The 19,750-nt window shown below is 61.3% G+C and carries 20 protein-coding genes and 1 pseudogene; 13 read left to right on the top strand and 8 right to left on the bottom strand.

What is annotated here, in order from left to right:
• Positions 1 to 40 precede the first annotated feature (40 nt).
• Positions 41 to 910 (bottom strand): hypothetical protein, encoded by an 870-nt coding sequence (locus tag IVA95_RS30335; RefSeq protein WP_247513833.1) that lies wholly within the window; start codon positions 908 to 910, stop codon positions 41 to 43.
• A gap of 88 nt (positions 911 to 998) precedes the next feature.
• Between IVA95_RS30335 and IVA95_RS30330 the strand changes: the two genes are divergently transcribed.
• A complete protein-coding gene (locus tag IVA95_RS30330) occupies positions 999 to 1,460 on the top strand; it encodes a hypothetical protein (RefSeq protein ID WP_247513832.1) in 462 nt (153 codons plus the stop codon).
• A 265-nt stretch (positions 1,461 to 1,725) separates the two neighbouring features.
• Here the strand turns inward: IVA95_RS30330 and IVA95_RS30325 are convergent, their stop codons facing one another.
• Positions 1,726 to 2,367 carry a ParB/Srx family N-terminal domain-containing protein gene (locus IVA95_RS30325; protein ID WP_247513831.1) on the bottom strand — a complete coding sequence of 214 codons (642 nt, stop codon included), beginning with the start codon at positions 2,365 to 2,367 and terminating at the stop codon, positions 1,726 to 1,728.
• Positions 2,368 to 3,606: 1,239 nt separating this feature from the next.
• On the opposite strand from IVA95_RS30325, the gene IVA95_RS30315 reads away from it, so the two are divergent.
• From IVA95_RS30315 to IVA95_RS30280, 8 genes are all read left to right on the top strand, one after another.
• On the top strand, positions 3,607 to 4,986 hold the full coding sequence (locus tag IVA95_RS30315) for a HAMP domain-containing sensor histidine kinase (protein ID WP_247513860.1): 1,380 nt from the start codon (positions 3,607 to 3,609) through the stop codon (positions 4,984 to 4,986).
• A complete protein-coding gene (locus tag IVA95_RS30310; RefSeq protein WP_247513829.1) occupies positions 4,983 to 6,338 on the top strand; it encodes a sigma-54 dependent transcriptional regulator in 1,356 nt (451 codons plus the stop codon). The genes IVA95_RS30315 and IVA95_RS30310 overlap by 4 nt, the downstream gene beginning before the upstream one ends.
• 246 nt (positions 6,339 to 6,584) lie before the next feature.
• The gene (locus IVA95_RS30305) at positions 6,585 to 7,235 is read left to right on the top strand and encodes a hypothetical protein (RefSeq protein ID WP_247513828.1); all 651 of its coding nucleotides are present in this window, start codon (positions 6,585 to 6,587) and stop codon (positions 7,233 to 7,235) included.
• Positions 7,236 to 7,313: 78 nt separating this feature from the next.
• Positions 7,314 to 8,426, top strand: coding sequence for a metallophosphoesterase (locus tag IVA95_RS30300; RefSeq protein WP_247513827.1), 1,113 nt, complete (start codon positions 7,314 to 7,316; stop codon positions 8,424 to 8,426).
• 59 nt (positions 8,427 to 8,485) lie between these two features.
• The gene (locus IVA95_RS30295) at positions 8,486 to 9,760 is read left to right on the top strand and encodes an MFS transporter (protein ID WP_346658078.1); all 1,275 of its coding nucleotides are present in this window, start codon (positions 8,486 to 8,488) and stop codon (positions 9,758 to 9,760) included.
• Complete coding sequence (locus IVA95_RS30290) at positions 9,760 to 11,016, top strand: arsenic transporter (protein ID WP_247513826.1); 1,257 nt, start codon at positions 9,760 to 9,762, stop codon at positions 11,014 to 11,016. The genes IVA95_RS30295 and IVA95_RS30290 overlap by 1 nt, the downstream gene beginning before the upstream one ends.
• Before the next feature lie 64 nt (positions 11,017 to 11,080).
• Complete coding sequence (locus IVA95_RS30285; protein ID WP_247513825.1) at positions 11,081 to 11,452, top strand: hypothetical protein; 372 nt, start codon at positions 11,081 to 11,083, stop codon at positions 11,450 to 11,452.
• A gap of 47 nt (positions 11,453 to 11,499) precedes the next feature.
• Positions 11,500 to 12,204 (top strand): YkgJ family cysteine cluster protein, encoded by a 705-nt coding sequence (locus tag IVA95_RS30280; RefSeq protein ID WP_247513824.1) that lies wholly within the window; start codon positions 11,500 to 11,502, stop codon positions 12,202 to 12,204.
• 477 nt (positions 12,205 to 12,681) lie between these two features.
• Here the strand turns inward: IVA95_RS30280 and IVA95_RS30275 are convergent, their stop codons facing one another.
• Together IVA95_RS30275 and IVA95_RS30270 are read right to left on the bottom strand one after the other, a co-directional pair.
• On the bottom strand, positions 12,682 to 13,098 hold the full coding sequence (locus tag IVA95_RS30275) for a DUF3147 family protein (protein ID WP_247513823.1): 417 nt from the start codon (positions 13,096 to 13,098) through the stop codon (positions 12,682 to 12,684).
• 8 nt (positions 13,099 to 13,106) lie between these two features.
• Positions 13,107 to 13,433, bottom strand: coding sequence for a DUF3147 family protein (locus IVA95_RS30270; protein ID WP_346658077.1), 327 nt, complete (start codon positions 13,431 to 13,433; stop codon positions 13,107 to 13,109).
• Positions 13,434 to 13,471: 38 nt separating this feature from the next.
• Between IVA95_RS30270 and IVA95_RS30265 the strand changes: the two genes are divergently transcribed.
• The gene (locus IVA95_RS30265) at positions 13,472 to 14,074 is read left to right on the top strand and encodes a phosphatase PAP2 family protein (protein ID WP_247513821.1); all 603 of its coding nucleotides are present in this window, start codon (positions 13,472 to 13,474) and stop codon (positions 14,072 to 14,074) included.
• A gap of 223 nt (positions 14,075 to 14,297) precedes the next feature.
• Here IVA95_RS30265 and IVA95_RS30260 read toward each other — a convergent pair whose 3' ends face one another.
• Positions 14,298 to 15,149: a hypothetical protein gene (locus tag IVA95_RS30260; RefSeq protein ID WP_247513820.1), complete on the bottom strand. Its 852-nt coding sequence runs from the start codon at positions 15,147 to 15,149 to the stop codon at positions 14,298 to 14,300.
• 463 nt (positions 15,150 to 15,612) lie between these two features.
• On the opposite strand from IVA95_RS30260, the gene IVA95_RS30255 reads away from it, so the two are divergent.
• Entirely contained in the window at positions 15,613 to 15,816 is a 204-nt protein-coding gene (locus tag IVA95_RS30255; RefSeq protein WP_247513819.1) for a CsbD family protein, read from the top strand.
• Between the two features lie 650 nt (positions 15,817 to 16,466).
• A complete protein-coding gene (locus IVA95_RS30250; RefSeq protein ID WP_247513818.1) occupies positions 16,467 to 17,426 on the top strand; it encodes an ABC transporter substrate-binding protein in 960 nt (319 codons plus the stop codon).
• A 234-nt stretch (positions 17,427 to 17,660) separates the two neighbouring features.
• Here IVA95_RS30250 and IVA95_RS30245 read toward each other — a convergent pair whose 3' ends face one another.
• Positions 17,661 to 17,993 (bottom strand): hypothetical protein, encoded by a 333-nt coding sequence (locus IVA95_RS30245; RefSeq protein ID WP_247513817.1) that lies wholly within the window; start codon positions 17,991 to 17,993, stop codon positions 17,661 to 17,663.
• Positions 17,994 to 18,339: 346 nt separating this feature from the next.
• Between IVA95_RS30245 and IVA95_RS30240 the strand changes: the two are divergent.
• Positions 18,340 to 18,615, top strand: a pseudogene (locus IVA95_RS30240) (SLC13 family permease); the annotation flags it as partial.
• Positions 18,616 to 18,673: 58 nt separating this feature from the next.
• On the opposite strand, the gene IVA95_RS30235 reads toward IVA95_RS30240, so the two are convergent.
• Positions 18,674 to 18,949, bottom strand: coding sequence for a hypothetical protein (locus IVA95_RS30235; protein WP_247513816.1), 276 nt, complete (start codon positions 18,947 to 18,949; stop codon positions 18,674 to 18,676).
• A gap of 150 nt (positions 18,950 to 19,099) precedes the next feature.
• Positions 19,100 to 19,243: a hypothetical protein gene (locus tag IVA95_RS30230; protein WP_247513815.1), complete on the bottom strand. Its 144-nt coding sequence runs from the start codon at positions 19,241 to 19,243 to the stop codon at positions 19,100 to 19,102.
• Positions 19,244 to 19,750: the final 507 nt, after the last annotated feature.

Raw genomic sequence — 19,750 nt, 5'->3', positions numbered from 1 at the left:
CATAATTTCTGCTTCTCTTCCAAAACCCGACATGTCGGTCTCAAGCTGGAGCGTGGTGGTCGCTGCTGCCGCGCCGCTGTTCCGATTGGTGATCGGCCATCGCCTGCTTACCACGCGCAATCCCGCGATACATGCCGGCGCCGCGCCGCTCGATCTCCGCGTATGGGATTTCTTTGCAGACGAGCCGCGCCCGCGCCTCTGGATTGAGAAAATAGATATACCGCATCTGATAGCCATCGAGCGGCACGCCCTGGCCCGACCATGATCCGCCGGTTTTGGCAAAGTGCGCCGCGCGGTTCTTTCCGGTCACTTGCGTCATCTTGTGCGTCACGCTCCCATCGGGCAGTCGCAGCAAGCTTTTGTTCAGCTTGATCCCGGTGAGCACGAAGCCGGCTGCGCGATATATCGTCCCGTCGCCGCACTGGCATCCATCGGCGAACGAGATCACCCATTCAATGTGCGGATAGTGCTTTCTGATCATCCGCAGCGCGATCGAAAGCGCGCGGCTTTCGGAATTGCGGGGCAGCGCCTCCGAGAACGCCAGCCGGTTCAATTCGAGAAAGCCGTTCCATGCGGTATCGCGCACGAGTCCAAGGATGTTCGACTTGTCCATTGACGGGCCGAATGTCATCGCGCCTTCGAGGCGGCCGCTCAAAAATACGCCGAGCGCGAGGAAAGCATTGTTGACGCTCTTGTGGCTGTAGTGCAGCCGGATGATGAGCGCGTCGGCATCTTTCTTCGAGATTGGCGCGACGCGGATTTCTTTAGCCTCTCCCATGGCGCTCCTTAAGGCGTGGACTCGTAAGCGCGTAGCTAGATGCCGACCGAGACCGAAAGAAGCTGCTTGATGTTCACGACGTGATTGGACGCCACAAGCACGATCAAGCCAAATTGATTTCGACTGCTTCATGCCCCGACAACGCAAACAGCTATGCTAGTCGCGCGGCATTGCAGCCGCACAATCCGTAAACCACACGAAGTCATTAGAGGGAAAGCCCATGCGTAGACACATTCTGGCAATTGTAACTGCGCTCTTCGCTTTGACAGCTACCGCCGCGGCTCAGGGGCCTACACCAGTGCCCGTGGCCGCATCACGCGTGCTTGCGGTGGGCTCGCTTGAACACCGTAATGAGAGAGGGCAATGGATCGGCCACGTTTCCTACATCAGCGCAAGTGGCTTCGATATCGCAGCCAGGAGACGCAACCTGGGTGATTTCGAACTCATCTTCAGTTTTCCAGGAGGGCTGAAGCAGGCACCAGTCGTACTGGTCACGCCGCGTAGACATGCCACTGCGGACGAGCGCGTGTATGTCGCCCAGGTCACAGAGGCTTCGGCTGATCGTGCGATCGTCTATCTCACGGAAGTGGATCCGAGCTTGAGCGGAGCGAGTAGAGTTGACGGCAATTTCGAGTTTGTAATCATCGAAGGCGGGACACGAAAGGACGTGACTGTTAAGTGAAGCTTGCAAACGATTCTTTATTCAGCTCCGGCGCGCATGCGCCGGAGCTGGTCGGTTTTCACGCTCAGACTGATAGCAAATTCATTGCTCCCCAGTATTCATACCCAGTTATGAGAGCCCCTCGTTCAGAGAGTCGTTGATTTCTACCTGTCCTCGAGGGACTTCAATGGGATTTCGATTGCATTTCGGCACATCGCGTCGTTTCGCTGCGCCGCGGTATTTGGTTGGTATCGGGGCGTAGCGGACATCGAGTAAGCCGCACCAATCAATCTCGATTTATCAGTACGCGCCCGAGATATTCGGCGCAGATCGCGGCGAGCGCATTGCCTTGCGGCGATCGATTGGGATTGTCCGGGTCGCGCGGCTTGGTCGCCCTGGCGATGGCGCGCTCGACGATCCCGAATTGCTCGCCGTAAAGGATGAACGTCATGTCCCGGAACGGCGACCGATCGCCGTCCGGTAGTTCCGGCATCTGCTCAAGCTCGCCGACGCCGACGGACAGCTTCGATAGATCGTCCTCGGTGATGCCGGTCAGCGCGATCTCGAAACCGCCTTCCACGAGGTCGGCCAATTCGAGCCGCAGCATGTCGTCATCCCAATCGCTCGCGTCGGTCAGGCGATTATCGGCGATGACATAGGCGCGCTTCTGCTGGTCGGTCCAACCGCGCGCGACGATGACCGGGACCTCGGTAAATCCCAACAGCTTGCCGGCGGCTAGGCGCCCGTGACCGGCTAAAACCATGCCGTCATCGGCCGCGAGGATCGGCATCGTCCAGCCCCATTGCCGGATCGACGCCGCGATCTGCTCGATTTGCTCGGGCGAATGCCGGCGCGAATTCCGCTCATAGGGCCGTAAACGATCGACGGGCCATGTTTCCACGGCCGGCTTGCTCGTCAAAGCATCCATTTTACCCGCCTGTAGGGCTGTTTATGGCCCGGGAAATCGGGCCCGATCGAGGAAGCAAAGGCGAAAAACGCGATCGCGAAATACGCTAAAGGCGGGCGGTCCCGCGTACCCGCGGGCCTTTGTCCCTCCCAAAGTACCTACGCGATGCCGCCCGTCGATACGGAGTGTCCTAAATTCCCCTCCGCGAGCGCCCCCAAACGAAACGGCCCAGCAGCGTGAGGCCGAGGCCCTGATGATGTCTTCCTATTTGGTTCAAGCGGGGGCGGCCACGCTTGGCAAGGATGAACGTGGCATCATGGGAGAACGAGAATATTGCCAACGCCCGCCGGGATCAATCGTTCCTAGCTGATGTCCTAATTCGTTTGGGAGAGTGTCATAAGTGACGGAAACCCGTCACCGCGCGCAGGGTTAATAGATCAATGTTGGGCAGGGGAATTGAGGATGAGGCCCGACATGAAGCGCCGTCGATTTAAGCAAATGGCTTCGCTTGAGGAGCCCCTTCTCCAAGAGGCTCAACGAGCCCAGGCGCAGGCGAAGATACTTCCTCCCGGTCAGGAGCGCGAGCTTCTCTTAAAGAAAGCTCGCGATGTTCATTTAGCTGCACACATCAATGAGTGGCTAACGTCACCCGGCCTGCATCCGCCAAAATAGCGTCCGAGGGAGCAACGCCATGCTGAAGCGGCTTCGTTTCAAGAATACTACTTTGGAAGAACTGCTGGACGAGGCGCAGCGTCCGCGGGGAGAGGCCGAGGACACTGCGCCCGGCACTGTGGGAGAGCGGCGGGATCCGCCACTGCCCAAAGAAGGTGGGCGAGCCTAGGCCGCGGCCTCCGAACATATCGGGCGGGCCGAGCGTTGCGGACAATTCGATCCGACACCGCACTTTGCGACTCGTGAACAGCCGTGGCCAACCCGATGGATGTCGAGGATGGCGCCGAGTGCGGGTAGGCGAATAGCAGGTTGTGGCATCCAAACAGACCTGGGTCGGCCTGCCGCTCACGTCTGCTCTCGATGGAAAAAGCGGCCATTGGTCTGGACGACGGCCAGGCCCGAAACTGACCCTCAACGGACATTTGCAACACTGCCTTTCTGGATGAACTTGGTTATAAATCGGCTCTCGCGTATCCAATACGCTCTGTCCTCGCGACGGCTTGGGAGGTGATACTGCCCCGTTCGATTGTCGCCTGGTTTGCAGTCTGCTGGGGGCTATTTCTCGTCGGCGCTCTGGTCGTGGGCGCAATGCTTGTCGCACTTTACAAAGAGACGACGACCCAGCGAACCTATCGAGCAGCTACGAACATCGCCCGAGCCTGTGAGGCCATCGTTCGCGAGGTTGGCTCATCTGGCGCGACCGTTAGGGCTGGGGCGAAAGCCGACTACGCTGTCGCCGTTGACCGTGCACTTACTTCTTTCCCTGGTGTGGAAGGCGGTGTGTGGCAGAGCGGCTTAGGTTCGCTCGCGTATGCGTACCCGACTTACGAGGGCAGCGGGCAAAAGACCGACCTTCCGCAAGCGGAGGAGCCGACCATTCGGCAGGTTGCTGAGACCTCGGCCGCGGCGTGGCGCCCGTTCGAGTGGCAACGGGATTCCCGGTCGCAAGTACTCCTGATCCAAGCGTGCCCGCTTGCTAACATGGAGGCTGGAGTTGCTGCGTGGACGATGACCCGCGTCGTCACCGTTGGGGACCGGCCATTTCTGCTGGCGACCACCGGACTGGCTTTTCTGCTGATCGTGCTGTTGGGGTCCGCGGCTTTGCTGGCGCGCGTTCTATGGCGCTGGTCGCGGCGGCTACGTGCGGTGGAATCGGCGCTCGCGACTGGGGCGGAAGACCTGCCGGTCCTGCAGTTGACGGGGCAACGCGATCTCGACCGCATTGTGAAAGCCATCAACGCAGCTGGCGCAAAAGCCATGGAAGCCCGCCGCAGAACGGAGAGCCTCCAGCAGCGCGTCGCGGAAGGCGAGCGCCTGGCCGCATTGGGGCGGGTCGCCGCCGGCGTCGCGCATGAGATACGAAACCCGATCGCCGCGATGCGGTTAAAGGCCGAGAACGCGCTTGCCAATGAGGCCGATCGGGGAAGATCGACCGACGCCCTGAACGTCGTCGTCCAGCAGGTAGGCCGAATGGATCAGTTGCTGCAGAAATTGCTTCGGTCGGTGCAGCGCTCCGAGATCAAGCGTGAACCGGTCACGGACGTCCGCAAGTTTCTTGCCGCCCACGCCTCCCTGTTTCGCGAACAGGCCCGGAGGAGGCCCATTTCCGTGGACGTTCCGGACTGTTTTGCGCCGGTTCAGTTCGACACCGCTGCCGTTGGCGGTGCGCTCGACAATTTGATCCTCAACGCCATCCAGAATTCGCGCGACGGAGCGCCGATCGTGCTGCGCGCGGAGCTCAAGGGCGGCCGATTGCGGTTGTCGGTGTCGGATACCGGCAGGGGAGTTCCCGAGGAAATCCGCGAGCATTTGTTCGAACCGTTCGCAACCGGACGTCCTGACGGAACCGGACTGGGGTTGGCCTTCGTTCGCGAGGTGGCTGAAGCTCACGGAGGCAGCGCAAGCGTTCAGCACCGCAACGACGGAACGACGATTACCCTGGACATTCCGATGGGGCCGCACCAATGACCACAGTGCTTATCGTCGACGACGAAAAGGACCTGCGTGACGGACTTTCGCAGGCCGTTCGCGATCTCGGACATGAAGCGCTGGATGCGGCCTCCGGACGCGAAGCGCTCGCCATTGCGGGCGCGAACAAGATTGATGCCGTGCTGCTGGATTTGCGGATGCCGGACATGGACGGTCTCCAGGTCTTGACTCGGCTGCGTGCCGCCGCCGATGGGGCGAATGTCCCCGTTGCCATCATCACGGCCTACGCAACGGCGGCAAACACCATCGAGGCGATGCGGCTCGGTGCGTTCGACCACCTGACCAAGCCCGTTGGTCGGGAGGACCTGGCCTCGTTGTTGACCCGCATGATCAGGTCGCGTGCTCGAAGGTCTCCAACCACCGACCTCTCCGACGCGGATGGCCTTCCGGAAACCCTGATCGGCTCGAGCCCCGGCATGCGCGAGGTGCAGAAAACCATCGGCCTGGTGGCCGACAGCGACGCTACCGTTCTCATCACCGGCGAAACCGGCACCGGCAAGGAAGTTGTCGCCCGGACCATCCATCGCGTCGGCGCGCGCGCCAACGGCCCGTTCATGGCGCTCAATTGCGCGGCGATCCCGCCGGATTTGCTGGAGAGCGAACTCTTCGGTCACGTCAAGGGTGCCTTCACCGGCGCCATCCTCGAGCGCAAGGGCGCCTTCCGCGAAGCCGACGGCGGCACTCTTTTTCTGGACGAAATCGGCGACATGGACCTCGCGATGCAGGCCAAGATCCTGCGCGCCATCCAGGAGCGCGTGGTGACGCCGGTCGGCGGCAAGCCACAAAAGGTCGATGTCCGTATCGTTGCGGCCACACATCGCGATCTTGAGCAATGGATGAAGCAGGGGCGCTTCCGGGAGGACCTGTTCTATCGTCTCAACGTGGTGCCGATCGAACTTCAGCCGCTGCGCGGACGGCCTTCCGACATCCTGCCGCTCGCCGAACATTTTCTTGCACTGGTCTCGTCGCCGAAAAAGCAGTTGTCAGAGGAAGCTGCGCGGCGGCTCGCCAGTCATGCCTGGCCAGGCAATGTGCGCGAACTCAGGAACGCCATGGAACGCGTCGCGGTGATGTGCCGCAGCGAAATCGTAGCGGAGAGCGATCTCGTTTTCCTGGCGGCGTCGCCCGCACCGGATGCCGACGAGAACGGCGGCGAGGATGGCCGCCTTCCGTCCGCCGTCGAAAAGCTGGAGCGCCGGTTGATCGCCGAAGCGCTGGCGGAATCGAAGGGCAATCAGGCCGAGGCCGCGCGGCGCCTCGGCATTCACCGACAGCTTCTGCATGCGAAAGCCAAGAAATTCGGTCTCGGTAAACGCAAGGACCCGGATTGAGGCCGCACGAACACTGGGCCCGTCCTCCCGTGCATCCGCTCCAGCATCAGGGACAACGCCCGGGATTAGAGAGCCTGGACGATTATCCCATCGTTGAAGCGTCCGCTTTTACGACGGCGGGCGTCGTGAAAGACGACGTTCTTGATCGCCTCCGCTTCGATAACTCACGATAAATCAGCGGCTTAAGCCGTTGGCATGCGCCTTGCGAAGAGGTTGTCAGGACACTCGCACGCAAGGAGCTTGCAAATGCACTGGATCGATCCCGACCATCTGCCCGAAATCACCGGCACCGTAGATCAGTTTCTCGTCAACAAGCATGGCCGCGCGGACGGGTTTCTGCTGACCGACGGCGAGGAGGTGCATGTGCCGCCGCATCTGTCGGCGCGTCTGCTGCGCGACGTCCGTCCCGGCAGCCAGGTCAAGGTGCGTGGCGTTCGGCCGCGCGGCGTCCAGATGGTGGCCGCCGTCGCGATCGATACCCCGAAGGGCCGCATTCTCGACGATGGTCCGGACGCGCGCGAAGACGACGATGCCTTCGAGAAGGCCAAACACGGCCCCTTGACCGCACAAGGCATCGTCAAGCGATCGATTCATGGACCCAAGGGCGAGACCCGCGGGGCCGTGCTCGAGGATGGCCGCATCATCAGGCTGCCGCCGCATGAGGCCGAGAGGTTTTCCGAGCTGCTGGTGAAGGGTGCAAAGATTGCCGCGGCCGGCGAAGGTGCGACGACGTCGTTCGGAACGGTCGTCGAAGCTCGAGAGATCGGCGCTTCAGCCGAAACCATGAAGGCGGTCGGCCCGAAGAAGCCCGAGCAAGGCCCGGATCACAAGGGGCCGAAGCAGCACGGCGAGAAGCCCGGACCCAAACCCGACCCAAAACACGCGCACGCCGGATAACGATTGCCGCGCGCCGGACGTGATTTCGCGTCACCGCGCGGCGATCGGCACTTTTTGGTAGCCCCTGAGATGGATGCAATGTTTCACGAAACCGAAAAACCGCTGCGTTTCCTGCAGATCGGAGATCTGCATATCACCGAGGCTGGTTTGCTGAACCATGTCGATTTGCGCCGCATCGTCGACGAGGTGAACAGCAACACCGGTGGCAAAATCGACTTCGTCTACCTGCCCGGCGACAACGCCGACGACGGCACGCCGGAGCAATTCCGCATCGTCCACCACGAGGTCTCGCGCCTGATCGCGCCATGGCATGCGATACCGGGCGACCACGACTTCAAGCCGGGATCGCTCGACAATTTCTATGGCGGCCTTCACATCCGAAAGCTGCCCTACGTCGTCGAGACGTCCGGTTGCCGCTGCGTCTTTCTTGACGTCGTGTCGCGCGGGACCGGTGGTCCGGATTTCCGGCTCGGCGCCGCGCGCCTGGTCTGGCTGCGTGGTCACCTTGACGCCGCGCAGCGCGACGGCAGGACGGCAGTCGTGTTCATGCATGCCTATCCCGCCGATCTGGGCGAGGAGGCCGCCGAACTTGCGGCGATGCTCGACGAAGGCCCCGTTGCGCTGGTGAGCATGGGTCACACTCACTACAACGAAATCAGCCACGACGGCCGGACCATCTATGCCGCCGCGCGCTCGACCGGGCAGATCGAGGAAGGCGACGTCGGCTTCGCCTTCGCGGCCGTCGACCGCGGCGCCGTCAGCTGGCGCTTCAAGACCCTCGAATCGTCGTGGCCGTTCGTTATGATCACCTCGCCGGCCGACCGACGGCTCGCGATTGCGCCGCATTCCGGCCCGGGAAACGTCTGCCGTGAGGTCAGAGCCTCCGCGTGGGGCGCCGTTCCGATCGCGCAAGCCGAATTCAAAATCGACGATCAGGCGTGGCGACCAATGTACGGCGGCAACGGCGGCTTGTTCCGCGCTGGGCTTACTGCGCCGGATGGGCCGTTCCGCCTCAGCGTCCGGGTGATCGATCAGCAGCGCAATCAGGACACCGACACCATCGATGTAGCGTCGCATGTGGCGGCCGAGCGCAACTCGACGGGCAGCGACGCCGGCAGCATCGGGGCGTGGCCGGAGCGGCATCTTTTGGGAACCCAGCTGGGGCCGAACAGGAATGGAAGGAAATGGTGAGCCACCCCGATCGCGCGCCGCGAAGCGACCGCGCTTTCGACGACCGACCGGAGTGCAGCGTGACCCAACCCTCGAACAAGCCGGCATCGAAGGCCATCTGGCCGCTGCTGTCGCTGAACTTCTTCATGGCCGACATGCAGGCGGGCATCGGCCCGTTTCTCGGTGTCTTCTTGTTGGCGCATGGCTGGCGGAGCGGCCTGATCGGAACGGTGATGACCGTCGGCGGCGTGGCCGGGATGTTGATGACCGCGCCTGCGGGCGCCCTGGTCGATGCGACCCGACGCAAGAAGCTCTACGTCCTCGTCCCCGGTATCTGTACGGTGATCGCGTCCGGCCTCATCCTGCTGTCCCAAGACTTCTGGCTGGTGACCGTGTCGCAGGTCGCCACCGCCGTGGCAGGCGCGGCGATAGGGCCCGCCGTATCGGGCATCACGCTCGGCATCGTTCGTCAGGCCGGCTTCAACCGGCAGACCGGATACAATCAGGCGCTCAATCATGCCGGCAACGTGGTGGGCGCGGGTCTGTCGGGTCTGCTCGGATGGCAGTTCGGGTTCACCGCGGTGTTCTGGCTGGCCGCCTTGTTCGGGGTGCTCTCGATCGCCTCCGTGTTGACGATACCGGGCGCCTCGATCGACGACGATGAGGCGCGCGGTCTCCATCCTGCCGTCGGCGAGGGTGGCAAGGTCGGCGGCATCGCCGTGCTTCTCGAATGCAAGCCGCTGCTGATCCTTGCCGCCGCCCTGGCCTGCTTCCATCTCGGCAATGGCGCGATGCTGCCGCTCTATGGGCTCGCCGTCGTCGCGAACAGGCAAGGCGACCCAGCCGGATTCGTCGCGATCACCATCGTCGTGGCCCAGGGCACGATGATCCTCGCTTCCCTGATCGCGATGCGGCTCGCCGAGAAGCAGGGCTACTGGCTGGTGCTGCTGGTCTCATTCATCGCGCTGCCGGTCCGCGGCGTGATCGCGGCCCATGTCATGAACAAGTGGGGAGTCTATCCCGTGCAGATCCTCGACGGGATCGGCGCCGGACTTCAGAGCGTGGCCGTGCCCGGTCTTGTCGCGCGCATCCTCGATGGTACCGGGCGCGTCAACGTGGGACATGGCGCCGTCATGACCGTGCAGGGGCTCGGCGCATCGCTCAGTCCCGCGATCGGGGGATGGATCGCCGAGGAAATTGGCTACAGCGCGATGTTCCTCATCCTCGGCAGCTTCGCCTTGGGATCGATCGCGTTGTGGCTGGGCTTCGCATCGATGCTCCGCCCCGCCTGCGCCTGGCCGCATCGTTCGTCGGACCCGGCAATTGCCGGCGCGCTTACCGCGGGAGCGCGGTGATGGCCGGCGTCTCCGCAGCGACCTGGGGCATCGCGGGGCTGGCGACCTTCGGCGTGATCGCGCGGCCCTGGAATCTGCCGGAGTTCATCTGGGCGGCGGCGGGGGCTGCGCTCCTGGTGCTACTCGACCTGCTGCCATGGCCCGATGCGCTGGCGGCCGCCGCCAAGGGGATGGACGTCTACTTCTTCCTGATCGGCATGATGCTGCTGGCCGAGTTGGCGCGCAAGGAAGGCCTGTTCGACTGGCTGGCGGCGCAAGCGGTGCGATGGTCGAACGGCTCGGCGAAGCGGCTGTTCCTGATCGTCTACGTCGTCGGCACGGCCGTGACGGTTCTGCTGTCGAATGACGCCACGGCAGTGGTGCTGACACCGGCCGTCTATGCGGCGACGCGTGCCGCCAAAGTCGAACCGCTGCCGTACCTGTTTATTTGCGCCTTCATCGCCAACGCGGCAAGCTTCGTGCTGCCGATCTCCAACCCCGCCAACCTGGTGGTGTTCGGCGCGCAGATGCCACCGCTATCCGACTGGCTGCGCTGCTTCGCGCTGCCGTCGGCGGTCGCGATCGCCGCGACCTACATTGCGTTGCGGCTGACGCAGCGCCGCCGGCTCGGCGCGGCCGTCGCTGCCGTCGGCGACATGCCGCCGTTGACGGTTGGCGGCCAGCTCGCGGCAGCCGGGATCGCCCTGACCGCCGTGGTGCTGCTCGGCGCGTCGGCGCTCGGCCGCGATCTCGGACTGCCGACGTTCGTCGCCGGCGCCGCCATGGCCGTCATCGTGCTGCTGGTCGGCCGGCAGTCGCCGATGCCAATCCTGAAAGACGTTTCCTGGTCGGTGCTGCCGCTGGCGGCGGGGCTGTTCATCCTGGTCGAAGGGCTGAACCGGACCGGCGTGCTGCCGTCGCTGGCTGGCACCCTGAAAGACGCCGCGATGGCTTCGCCGCAGACCACATCGTGGATCGCCGGTATTGGCGTCGCTGTCGCATCGAACCTCGTCAATAACCTTCCTATGGGGCTGGTTGCTGCGACCACCAGCCAGGCCGCGCAGGCGCCGGCGCAAGTCACCGGCGCGATCCTGATCGGGGTCGATCTCGGACCAAACCTCTCCGTCACCGGTTCGCTCGCCACCATCCTGTGGCTCATCGCGCTGCGCCGCGAGGGAGAATTTGTCGCGGCTTGGCAATTCCTCAAGCTCGGCCTGATCGTCATGCCGCCGGCGCTGCTGCTGGCCCTTGTCGCACTTTCCGCGGTGTCCTCATGAACGCTGCGCCACCGTCATCAATCCGTTCGCACCATCCCGGGGCGATCAACCAGAGGAGACCACAATGAACAACGATGACACCTCCAAACCCGGCGTGTCCCGCCGCGCCACCCTGACTCTTGCCGCAGGCATTGCCACGCTCGGCGTTGCGCTCGGCATGCGCTCCAACGCCTACGCGCAAGGCAAGGGTGAAGGAAAAATGGAGGGAAAGGGCGAAGGCAAAGGTGAAGGCAAGGGCGAGGGAAAAGCAGAAGGCAAGTGGGAAGGCAAAGAAGGACGTCGCGAAGGCAAGGCCGGCCGCATCAGGGTCGATGTCGAAAGCGACGGTGCAGCGACGGTGGATGTCAAATGCGCGGAAAACGAGCCGATGCGCGCTTGCGCCGACCTGACCAAGGAGATCGTTGACAAGATCCGGGCTGCACCAATCAAACAATAAGACGTCCCACGCGGGCCCTACATCCGTATTCCATAGGAGGCGACATCATGGCCTACGGCGATTTGGTTTCCCGCGTCGACTTCAATATGAAGCGTGACAGTCCGTTCTCCTACGCCTGTCACGCCTGCAATCGGTGCTGCCGGAACAAGGCGATCCGCGTCAGCCCCTACGAAATCCTGCGTCTTGCGCGCTATCTCGGCATCTCGACGACGCAGTTTATCGCAAACCATACGGAGGCTGGCGGTACCGTCCTGCGGACGAACGAAAATGGCGATTGCGGCTTCCTTGGAGAGCGCGGTTGCAGCGTGCACCCGGATCGGCCGCTTGCCTGCCGCATTTATCCGTTGGCGCGATGGGTCTCGCCGGATGGAGAGGAATCATTCGGCCATCTGACGCCGCATCCCCACACCGCAGGCATCTACGGTACTTCGGGAACCGTGCAGGACTATCTCGATCACCAGCAACTCGCGCCATTCTTCGAGATGAGCGAGCGATACGGCAAGCTTTATCAAGCGATGGTCGACCTGCTTGAAAAGCTTGATCCCGATGAACTCGACCGACGGCCGGAACGGCGTGCAGCAATCGACGAGCTTCCGGCAGGGACACTGGCATCCATGTGGGTGGATATTGATCTAACAATTGCGCATGCAAACATGAACAGCCGTGACCAACATGTCAGCGTCGAAGAAGCGATCAATATTCACATACAGAGCATTGAAGTTTGGATCCAAAGTGCCGCTTCCAATCTGTAGCTGACATGGTCCGTGATCGGCGTCGCCGGCGGAGCCTCGGCTTCAACGCCGACTCATGTCCGTTCTTGGCATTTTTGAGACATGCTCACTGGCCCTGACGACGTCCGTTTACAGGGGAAGACCGGAAGTAGTCGGCCGACGACCAAAATGACGCGATTGACCCTAAGCGGACTCCAGACCAAATCCTCCGGGTGGCCGCAGGGATCGTCTACGCTTCTGGGAATTGGAAGCAGCCGTCCAGCGTGTCCGCGAAAACCTCGTTGTTCGTCGCCTATCGAGTGCCGCGACAGGCGCTTTCTTGGATTTGCTAATTCCGCATCTTGGAGCTCGGAGATGCCGGGCGCGTTGCTTCCGTGGACAAGCTCAGCGTCGTCTCCGTGTCCCGGAATAGAAACGCGGAAGATGTCGGCTACGGCAACGCCAATTTCAGAGTCGTAAAAAATGTCTGTCCTTCCGACGACATTAGTGTGACTTTGGTCAAATGAAGTAACCCATCCGCCACGCGGTCGCTGACACCACGATCCAGGCCGCCAGCGCCGATGCCAGAACGCTCCAAAATGGCAGTGCCGCCGTCGTGAGCCACATCACAATAGCGAATGCAAAAAGGCCAAGGCTGCCGCATACCGCTCCGGCGGCGTCGAGGGCCGCAGCCTGCCGGCCCCGGCGTGTACCGGACAGGCCTTTTTCTTGTTTTCGCCGCCGCTCGTGAGACTCGATCAGGGGAGCGCTCGCAAGGAAAATCGCGGGAAATGCCAGGAAAAGACCGCCGAGGGCCGGACCGCCAAAATCCGCGACGAGGCCTGCCAGACAAGTGACAAGGCCACCCAGCGCAAAGCGCACCGGATATTCGAACCAGCGGGTCTCCTTCAGCGCCGAAAACCTGAGCCGGATCATTTCTCACGTCATCCGATCAATAGCTGTTCGATGCCTAGCGCCGCGATGAACCAAACCAGAAGCGCGGTGGCCGAGGCCGCAAAGCTGCTCCAACTGAATCGCATGATCAGCTGACATGCGATGAAGCCGAACAGCGCAAATGCCAGAGCCCCGATAGCCATAGAGCGGCCTTCGATGGCGACGTAGTCGGCGCCCTGCTTGATGAATGCGAGCGCAAGTGTCGCCAATGCCACCGAAGGAGCCGCGCTGAAAAGACCTGCAAAACTCTTGGGGCGCAGCACATCAGCAAGGCTTGCAAATGCCAGCACCACAAGGCCCCCGGCGATGAATCGCACTGCGTACTCCATGGCATTTTAAAGCGATTGCGGCTTTTATGTTCCTGATCAATGGGAACGGGCAGGGGTTCATGACGTTGCTAGGCATGCCGTTCAAGATTTCACCAACCAATCTTGACCTCGAAATCGCCCGGACAATCGCGTGGCACACCAGGCCTGGCATCGAAAGGGCGGTAGAGATCGCGACATGGGGCGCTGATGAGAACTTGCTTGTTGCAGCCGCCGTGGCCTGGTGGCTGTATACGCGACAACGTCCCAGGCAGCGGCTGGCGGCCAATCATGTTCTCCTCACGACCGTCGCAGCAAGTGTCCTGCCGCACCTGCTCAAGGCGATCTTCAACAAACGACGGCCCGATAGGCTGACGGTGCTTGGGCATCTTCATGGCGTTCCAATTTCCGGAAATCCGTTGGACGCCTTCCCCTCAGGACACGCAGTTCACGTCGGGGCGCTCGCCAGCGCGGCAGCCAGGCTGCCCCGAACGGAACGCAACGCTGTATGGAGTATCGGAGCGGGCTTGCTGGCAACGCGCGTCGTGCTGCTGGCGCATTGGGCAAGCGACGTGGTCGCTGGCCTTGCCATTGGCGTGGCGCTGGAGCGACTGCTGCGCCGGTTAACAGGTTTTGGCGCTGATAGCAGGTAGTGACTAATCGCAAGCGAGGTTAGCAGACGCCGTTCCAAGCACCGCTCGCTTAATGTCCGATACCGGCTCCTTTGCTGATCTGATGTTCCCGTGAGGCTCAGTCTGTTCAGAGCGGGGAAGGCGGACATCGCTCAGGACCGAGCCGAAGTCGGAAAATGACCCAAAAAGGACTTCAGCTCACGTCGGATTTTGACCTGGCTGGTGAAAACGCTGTGCGGCGACACTAACGGACGGTTGGTCTCCCCGGTGCGAGAGAACGGGTAGCCAGCCATTCAGGCGCCGCTCCGTCGCGATGCCGTCCGCCTTCGCAGGCCGCGAGCCATGCAACAACAGCGCCCAGCAGGACCGATGCCGCGACCGAAAAGGCCGCGATGATGGCGCTGCGACGGGAGCGGGCGATTGCTGTCTTTGAGGCAGCGATGACGTTGTCGACGCGGCGCTCGGCATCCGGACCGGCGAGACCGGCAATTCCGTTCACCAGTTGCACGAGATAGGTACGGTCTTCGGCCGCGACGCCGCTATGGCTGGACGACGTTAGCAAGATCCGGCCGGCTTCCGCGCGCTCCATGCCGGTCTCGGCATTGGGATTGCGTCGCGCTGGCCGGAACAGGCGATCGAGCTCGTAGCTCAGCAAAGGCTCCGCCGCCGTCGCGGAAGGCATGTTTTGCGCACTGGACGCGCGCGATGCGGCCGCACTAGCGATCAGGGTGCTGATCAGGACGGTAAGAACGACGGCGAGGGCCCAGGCAGCCAGGCCATGCAGGCCGTCCCGGAGTTCGATGCCGCCCGAGTCTGTCGCCGGCCGATTCGACGATATGCGCCCGGCAACATAGCCACTGAGTCCAAAGCTGATCAACGCCACCAGGATCAAATAGAAGCCCGACAGCAGCCAAAGTGCGACCGAAGCGTCGCGCCAGCTCGGTGCGGCCGATCCGACGCCGAGGCCAATGGCGGTGCCGAAGGCGATCAGGACCGTTGAGAAGGCTGCGGCGATCAACGCGCCGGCGACGGCCGGCGTCCAGGCCAGAAAGGGTGCGGGGCTGGAGTAAGCCAGTTCTTCTTCGATGGTGGTCATGGTTCTGGCTCAGCGTAGACCGAAGAAGGAAAGAACGGCGAGGATCACCACGATCAATCCAATGAGATAGATAAGCTGGTGCATAAACTGCTCCCGTAATCACACGATCAAGAGCACGTTTGATGAATTGCTCCTGTGTTTCCTCTTGAATGCACAATTCGAAACCGTGAGCACTGGTTCCTCTGCACAGAAGGCAGCAGCGAGACGCGGCGCTGCTGCGCTGCGATGCTTATCCGGCAGGGGCGGTGGCCGCCACCAGACGATGCAGAGATGCACCACTATGACACTGCATCGAAAGCTTGGCGCCGGAAATGGGCTGCAGTTCTCGGAATGCCGCGTCATCCTCCAACTTGATCTGCGCTGGCCCTATTGGGGAACCAACGCGCCTGTTGCTGGGGCTTGCGGATCGGAACGAAAGCGTACCGTGCCCTGTTATCATTCCCAGCAACGAGGGAGGACGGAGATGGATTGGAATCGCGTTGAGGGAAACTGGAAAGAGCTAAAGGGTAAGGTCAAACAGCAATGGGGAAAGCTTACCGATGACGATCTCGACGTCATCGATGGCCGCCAGGACCAGCTAGAAGGCCGGTTGCAGCAACGGTATGGCTACGCCAAGGACCAAGCCAGAAAAGAGATCAACGACTGGTTCGATCGCCAGAAGTGGTGAAACCGAACGTAAGAAGCCCGGCGAGGTTCAATGAACCGGGGCTTCTTTCGTTTGTGGGGAAGGTCATTTTTTGGAATTGAAATCGGAGAAGCAGATGGACGGACGACAAGAGGCGAGAATAGTGGGTTTGGCTCTTTCGGCGACCTATGTGGCCTATTTGCTGTTCGCCGCAATGGCCTAAATGAACTTGGAGGCCGCAAATGCCTTTACAGCTTGCGACAGCTGCAGTGGCAACGCTTTTTGCAGCCGCTCTCCTGCTAACTAGCAAGTCGGTCGTCGAACAGCCGTACGAGCTTGCTCATACCTCGATGATCGTCCAACTAGAACATCAAGTGAAGTCAAAAAGGGCGGGTCGCCCGGACACGTCGCGCATTGCATTAGTCTCGGCTACTGGCCCCTAGGGGATGGAGCTGAACGCTTGGCAGCTTCCGGATTTGGCGCAAACGAGCATGATCGTTACCGGCCAAGAGGTCGGTCTTGGCCCGTCGCGGAGCTGACGTTCCCGTCAGGTCAAGGCTGTTCTTAGGGGGTAAAGCGGAAATCGATCAGGTCCGAGCCGAGGTCTCAAAATGACCCAACGCGGACACAAGCCCTATCCGCCTCTTCTGCGGCGCGATATCATTAGCGCATCTAAATTCTAAGGGGAGCGCATGAGGAGGCGGGAGTTCATTCTCGGTCTTGCGATGCTCGCCAACGTCGGCCGCGCGAGCGCTCAAGGCCGTGCGCGTCGTGTCGGGGCTCTCATGGCCACGCCAACTCAAGCTAACGTTCTCGAAACAACTCTCAGAGAGAAGGGGTGGATACTCGGCCAAACTCTCCAGATCGAATATCGAATAACTCAGGGCGATACCAATCTCTCACAGGAATATGCCCGGGAGCTCCTCGCTTTGCAGCCTGATGTTCTGTTCGCAGTGGGCAACACATCTATGGCCGCACTGCATGCCGAACATTCTAACATTCCGACCGTTTTCGCGATGGTCAGCGATCCAGTCAGAATGCATTACGTCGAGAGCTTCTCGAAGCCCGGGGGCAACGTAACTGGCTTTACGCCATTTGAACCATCCCTCGGCGGTAAATGGGTTTCCCTGATCAAGGAAGTGGCGCCAAACGTCGAGCACATAGGGCTCGTATATAACCCTGAACCGGGCAACAATTCCTCAGCGTTTCGCAAGTCAATTGATGAAGTCGCGAGCAAAGTAGGGATTGCCTCGATTGAGACACCGAGCGGTGATAGCTCCGACACTGATCGTCTTATTCGCTCGCTCAAAGATGAGCCGAATGGTGGGCTCATTTTTCTGCCGGATGCGATCACTTTTGTCCGACGTGTTCAGATTACTGCGCTGGTTGCAGAGTGCAGGCTACCGGCGATCTACCCGCTTCGCGCCTTCTGCGACGCCGGCGGCCTCATGTCGTACCGGGTGAATATCGACAAGAATATCGCAGGCGCAGCATCCTATATTGATAGAATCTTGCGCGGTGCCAATACTGCCGAACTGCCTGTTCAAGCCCCAACCGAATTTGAGTTGGTCGTGAACCAAAAAGCTGCACGGCAATTCGGCCTGCAACTGCCGCGCGCGTTGCTCCTTCAAGCCGACGAGGTGATCGAATAAGGCTTGTCAGTTCCGGTATTGGCCCCTTTTGAGACATGCCGAAGCTTGGTATGGATGTCGGCTTTCAGGGCGAAAGCGGAAGTCGCTCGGACATTGCCGATTGTCGCGAATGGCCCAACTCGACAGAGAGGGCAGCGCCAGTCCGTGAACCGGCATTGGCAGCGAGGTGTGGCCCGAGACGCTCCCCGAAACAGCCGAAGCGCTGGACGCCTACTCCCTTACATATTCGAGACTTTACCAACCGCCGCGGAAGTGACGTCGATAGCCCCATCCGCCACGCCAACCCGGACCAGCATACGCATATACAGGAGGTGCCACATAGACGCGCGGTGCCGCATAGACCGGATATTCATCAATCACCGCTGGCGGCGGCGCTACGATGACGGGCCGGCGAACCACGACAACGGGAGCCGTCTCCTCGACAACGACAGGTGGCGGCGTCCGGTACTCGTACGTGTGAGTCTCCCGCCCATAGCTCGGAACTTCGCTATAGGGCGTTACTCCGTTGGCCATTGCCGGCGAGGCAAGAGCTAGTGCACCTGCCGCACCCAAGAGCGCTTTACGCATGGACGTTGCTCCGTTTTTTGATTCCTTGTTTGTTGCCCTGGAAGCAAACGCGAGAACCCGTTGTTAGGTTCATGAACGCGTGTTCAGCGCGCACTTACGGCCCGGATATTCGAGCGCGATCTACAACCTCATAGAATCGAAGTTCTTCGGTGACTTCCGTTGATGGCACGTTTGAGACGTGCCGACGTACCCTGAGTATGTCCGCTGATCGGGGTGGACCGGAAGGGCGTGGCCAACCGAAAAAACAGGGCGAATGACGCGAACGGACACGCATTCCATACGAAACCTTGTGTCCTGCGTGCCCCGCGCGGCACGATATGGCTCTGAGTGCGGAACCGCTGTCTCGTCAGGTTTTTTTCGGGTCATCACCTACTGGACCACAGCCCACGTTAGACGGCCGATAACGTTGCTTGGAACGGTAATTTTTTCTTCCGGGGTTCTCTCAGCATTCTTGGTCAACGATGCGATCTGTTTGGTGATGACCCCGCTCGTGCTCGAACTCGTGACACGGCTAAAGCGAAACCCCATTCCCTACCTGTTGGCGATCGCGACCGCATCTAACATCGGTAGTGTCGCAACTATCACTGGAAATCCCCAGAACATTATAATTGGAAGCCTCTCACAAGGCCCGGCACCATTACGTTGCCGAGTCATTCCTTTTGCCCGGAAAAGAGAGCTTACTACTTCTTAGTGGTCGTGGATGAGCCGGTCGTTTTCTGATGGCCCGGCGCGTATTCAGAGGCACCCGGTCCGGTAGATTTCGCTCCGGTTTTCTTGGCAGCCTTCACCTTGTGGCCCGGTGTATATTCCGAAGCGCCCGGACCCGTGGACGGCTGGCCGCTTTCCTGTGCTTTCTGCATCTGCTGGCCGGGAGCGTTCTTCGTGGTCGGCGACTGCGCGAACGCAGACGAAGCAAACAATATTGTGCCGGCGACGATCAACGATTTCTTCAACATGCGATCTCTCCGCATTGGTGGATGGGCGCAGTCAACGTTTCAAGAACTCCACACGTTCCGTTAAAACGGGAACAGGTTCCTGAACAGCCGTTCAGGTAGGCGTCGCGGGCCCACGAACCAGCTCGGGTGGCGAGCGGTCCGCCCGGCAGGTTATGGGTTCACGCCTAGTGTTTGCCCGTTCGCGGTGGCGTGCATATGCGCGATCACCTGGGCAAGTTCGCGCATGTCGATGAGCTCGCCGCAGACAGGACAGTTTCCGAAATGCTCGATCTCCGGCCGGTCCGGATCATCCATGTCGACGCCAGTGTCGCGCGGCAACTGCGCAGCGCTTTCGACGTCCGCCTGAAATACCTCGGGAAGATCCGGCGCGGTGGACTCATCGGATGGATTGCAGACCGGGCAGGGCGCTCCGGCAGCGCCGCAGGTACACGCGCGCGCCTAACTACGGCTGGTCCGGATGCTCCTCGCAGACCCAACGACTATTGTCGCAGCGGGCATACCATCTCATTGCAGGTCCTCCCTCTGGCCACAGAGCCAGGACCACACCACGAACTTCCGATTGATGTATGGCGGAAGCGAGCCCGCGCGCGGCAACCTGCTGAAGCCCGATTATCAGGGTAACAAAGCCGATTAATGCAGCTCAAGCCGCTCGCTCCCAATTGTCATCGCCGGCTTGCCGCCTCCCCCAAAGCTTCGGCGCCCCAGCACGGCAAGCCCCAGCGAAGCCTCGACGTAGCCGGGACCGGGCGATCCCTACTCTGGTCGCCGTTATGCCAACAGCTGACGCCGCGGAGTTGGATC

This window comes from Bradyrhizobium sp. 157 (assembly GCF_023073815.1).
Lineage (GTDB): Bacteria > Pseudomonadota > Alphaproteobacteria > Rhizobiales > Xanthobacteraceae > Bradyrhizobium.
This window is presented reverse-complemented; position numbering and strand designations above follow the sequence as displayed.

Bases quoted from the DNA above. Each gene is read 5' to 3' on its own strand.
- IVA95_RS30300 (WP_247513827.1), top strand. From the start codon at position 7,314: ATGTTTCACGAAACCGAAAAACCGCTGCGTTTCCTGCAGATCGGAGAT.
- IVA95_RS30275 (WP_247513823.1), bottom strand. From the start codon at position 13,098: ATGATCCGGCTCAGGTTTTCGGCGCTGAAGGAGACCCGCTGGTTCGAA.
- IVA95_RS30315 (WP_247513860.1), top strand. From the start codon at position 3,607: ATGCTTGTCGCACTTTACAAAGAGACGACGACCCAGCGAACCTATCGA.
- IVA95_RS30335 (WP_247513833.1), bottom strand. From the start codon at position 910: ATGAAGCAGTCGAAATCAATTTGGCTTGATCGTGCTTGTGGCGTCCAA.
- IVA95_RS30250 (WP_247513818.1), top strand. From the start codon at position 16,467: ATGAGGAGGCGGGAGTTCATTCTCGGTCTTGCGATGCTCGCCAACGTC.
- IVA95_RS30235 (WP_247513816.1), bottom strand. From the start codon at position 18,949: ATGTTGAAGAAATCGTTGATCGTCGCCGGCACAATATTGTTTGCTTCG.
- IVA95_RS30255 (WP_247513819.1), top strand. From the start codon at position 15,613: ATGGATTGGAATCGCGTTGAGGGAAACTGGAAAGAGCTAAAGGGTAAG.
- IVA95_RS30330 (WP_247513832.1), top strand. From the start codon at position 999: ATGCGTAGACACATTCTGGCAATTGTAACTGCGCTCTTCGCTTTGACA.
- IVA95_RS30245 (WP_247513817.1), bottom strand. From the start codon at position 17,993: ATGCGTAAAGCGCTCTTGGGTGCGGCAGGTGCACTAGCTCTTGCCTCG.
- IVA95_RS30285 (WP_247513825.1), top strand. From the start codon at position 11,081: ATGAACAACGATGACACCTCCAAACCCGGCGTGTCCCGCCGCGCCACC.
- IVA95_RS30230 (WP_247513815.1), bottom strand. From the start codon at position 19,243: ATGGATGATCCGGACCGGCCGGAGATCGAGCATTTCGGAAACTGTCCT.
- IVA95_RS30280 (WP_247513824.1), top strand. From the start codon at position 11,500: ATGGCCTACGGCGATTTGGTTTCCCGCGTCGACTTCAATATGAAGCGT.
- IVA95_RS30290 (WP_247513826.1), top strand. From the start codon at position 9,760: ATGGCCGGCGTCTCCGCAGCGACCTGGGGCATCGCGGGGCTGGCGACC.
- IVA95_RS30305 (WP_247513828.1), top strand. From the start codon at position 6,585: ATGCACTGGATCGATCCCGACCATCTGCCCGAAATCACCGGCACCGTA.
- IVA95_RS30265 (WP_247513821.1), top strand. From the start codon at position 13,472: ATGTTCCTGATCAATGGGAACGGGCAGGGGTTCATGACGTTGCTAGGC.
- IVA95_RS30310 (WP_247513829.1), top strand. From the start codon at position 4,983: ATGACCACAGTGCTTATCGTCGACGACGAAAAGGACCTGCGTGACGGA.
- IVA95_RS30325 (WP_247513831.1), bottom strand. From the start codon at position 2,367: ATGGATGCTTTGACGAGCAAGCCGGCCGTGGAAACATGGCCCGTCGAT.
- IVA95_RS30260 (WP_247513820.1), bottom strand. From the start codon at position 15,149: ATGACCACCATCGAAGAAGAACTGGCTTACTCCAGCCCCGCACCCTTT.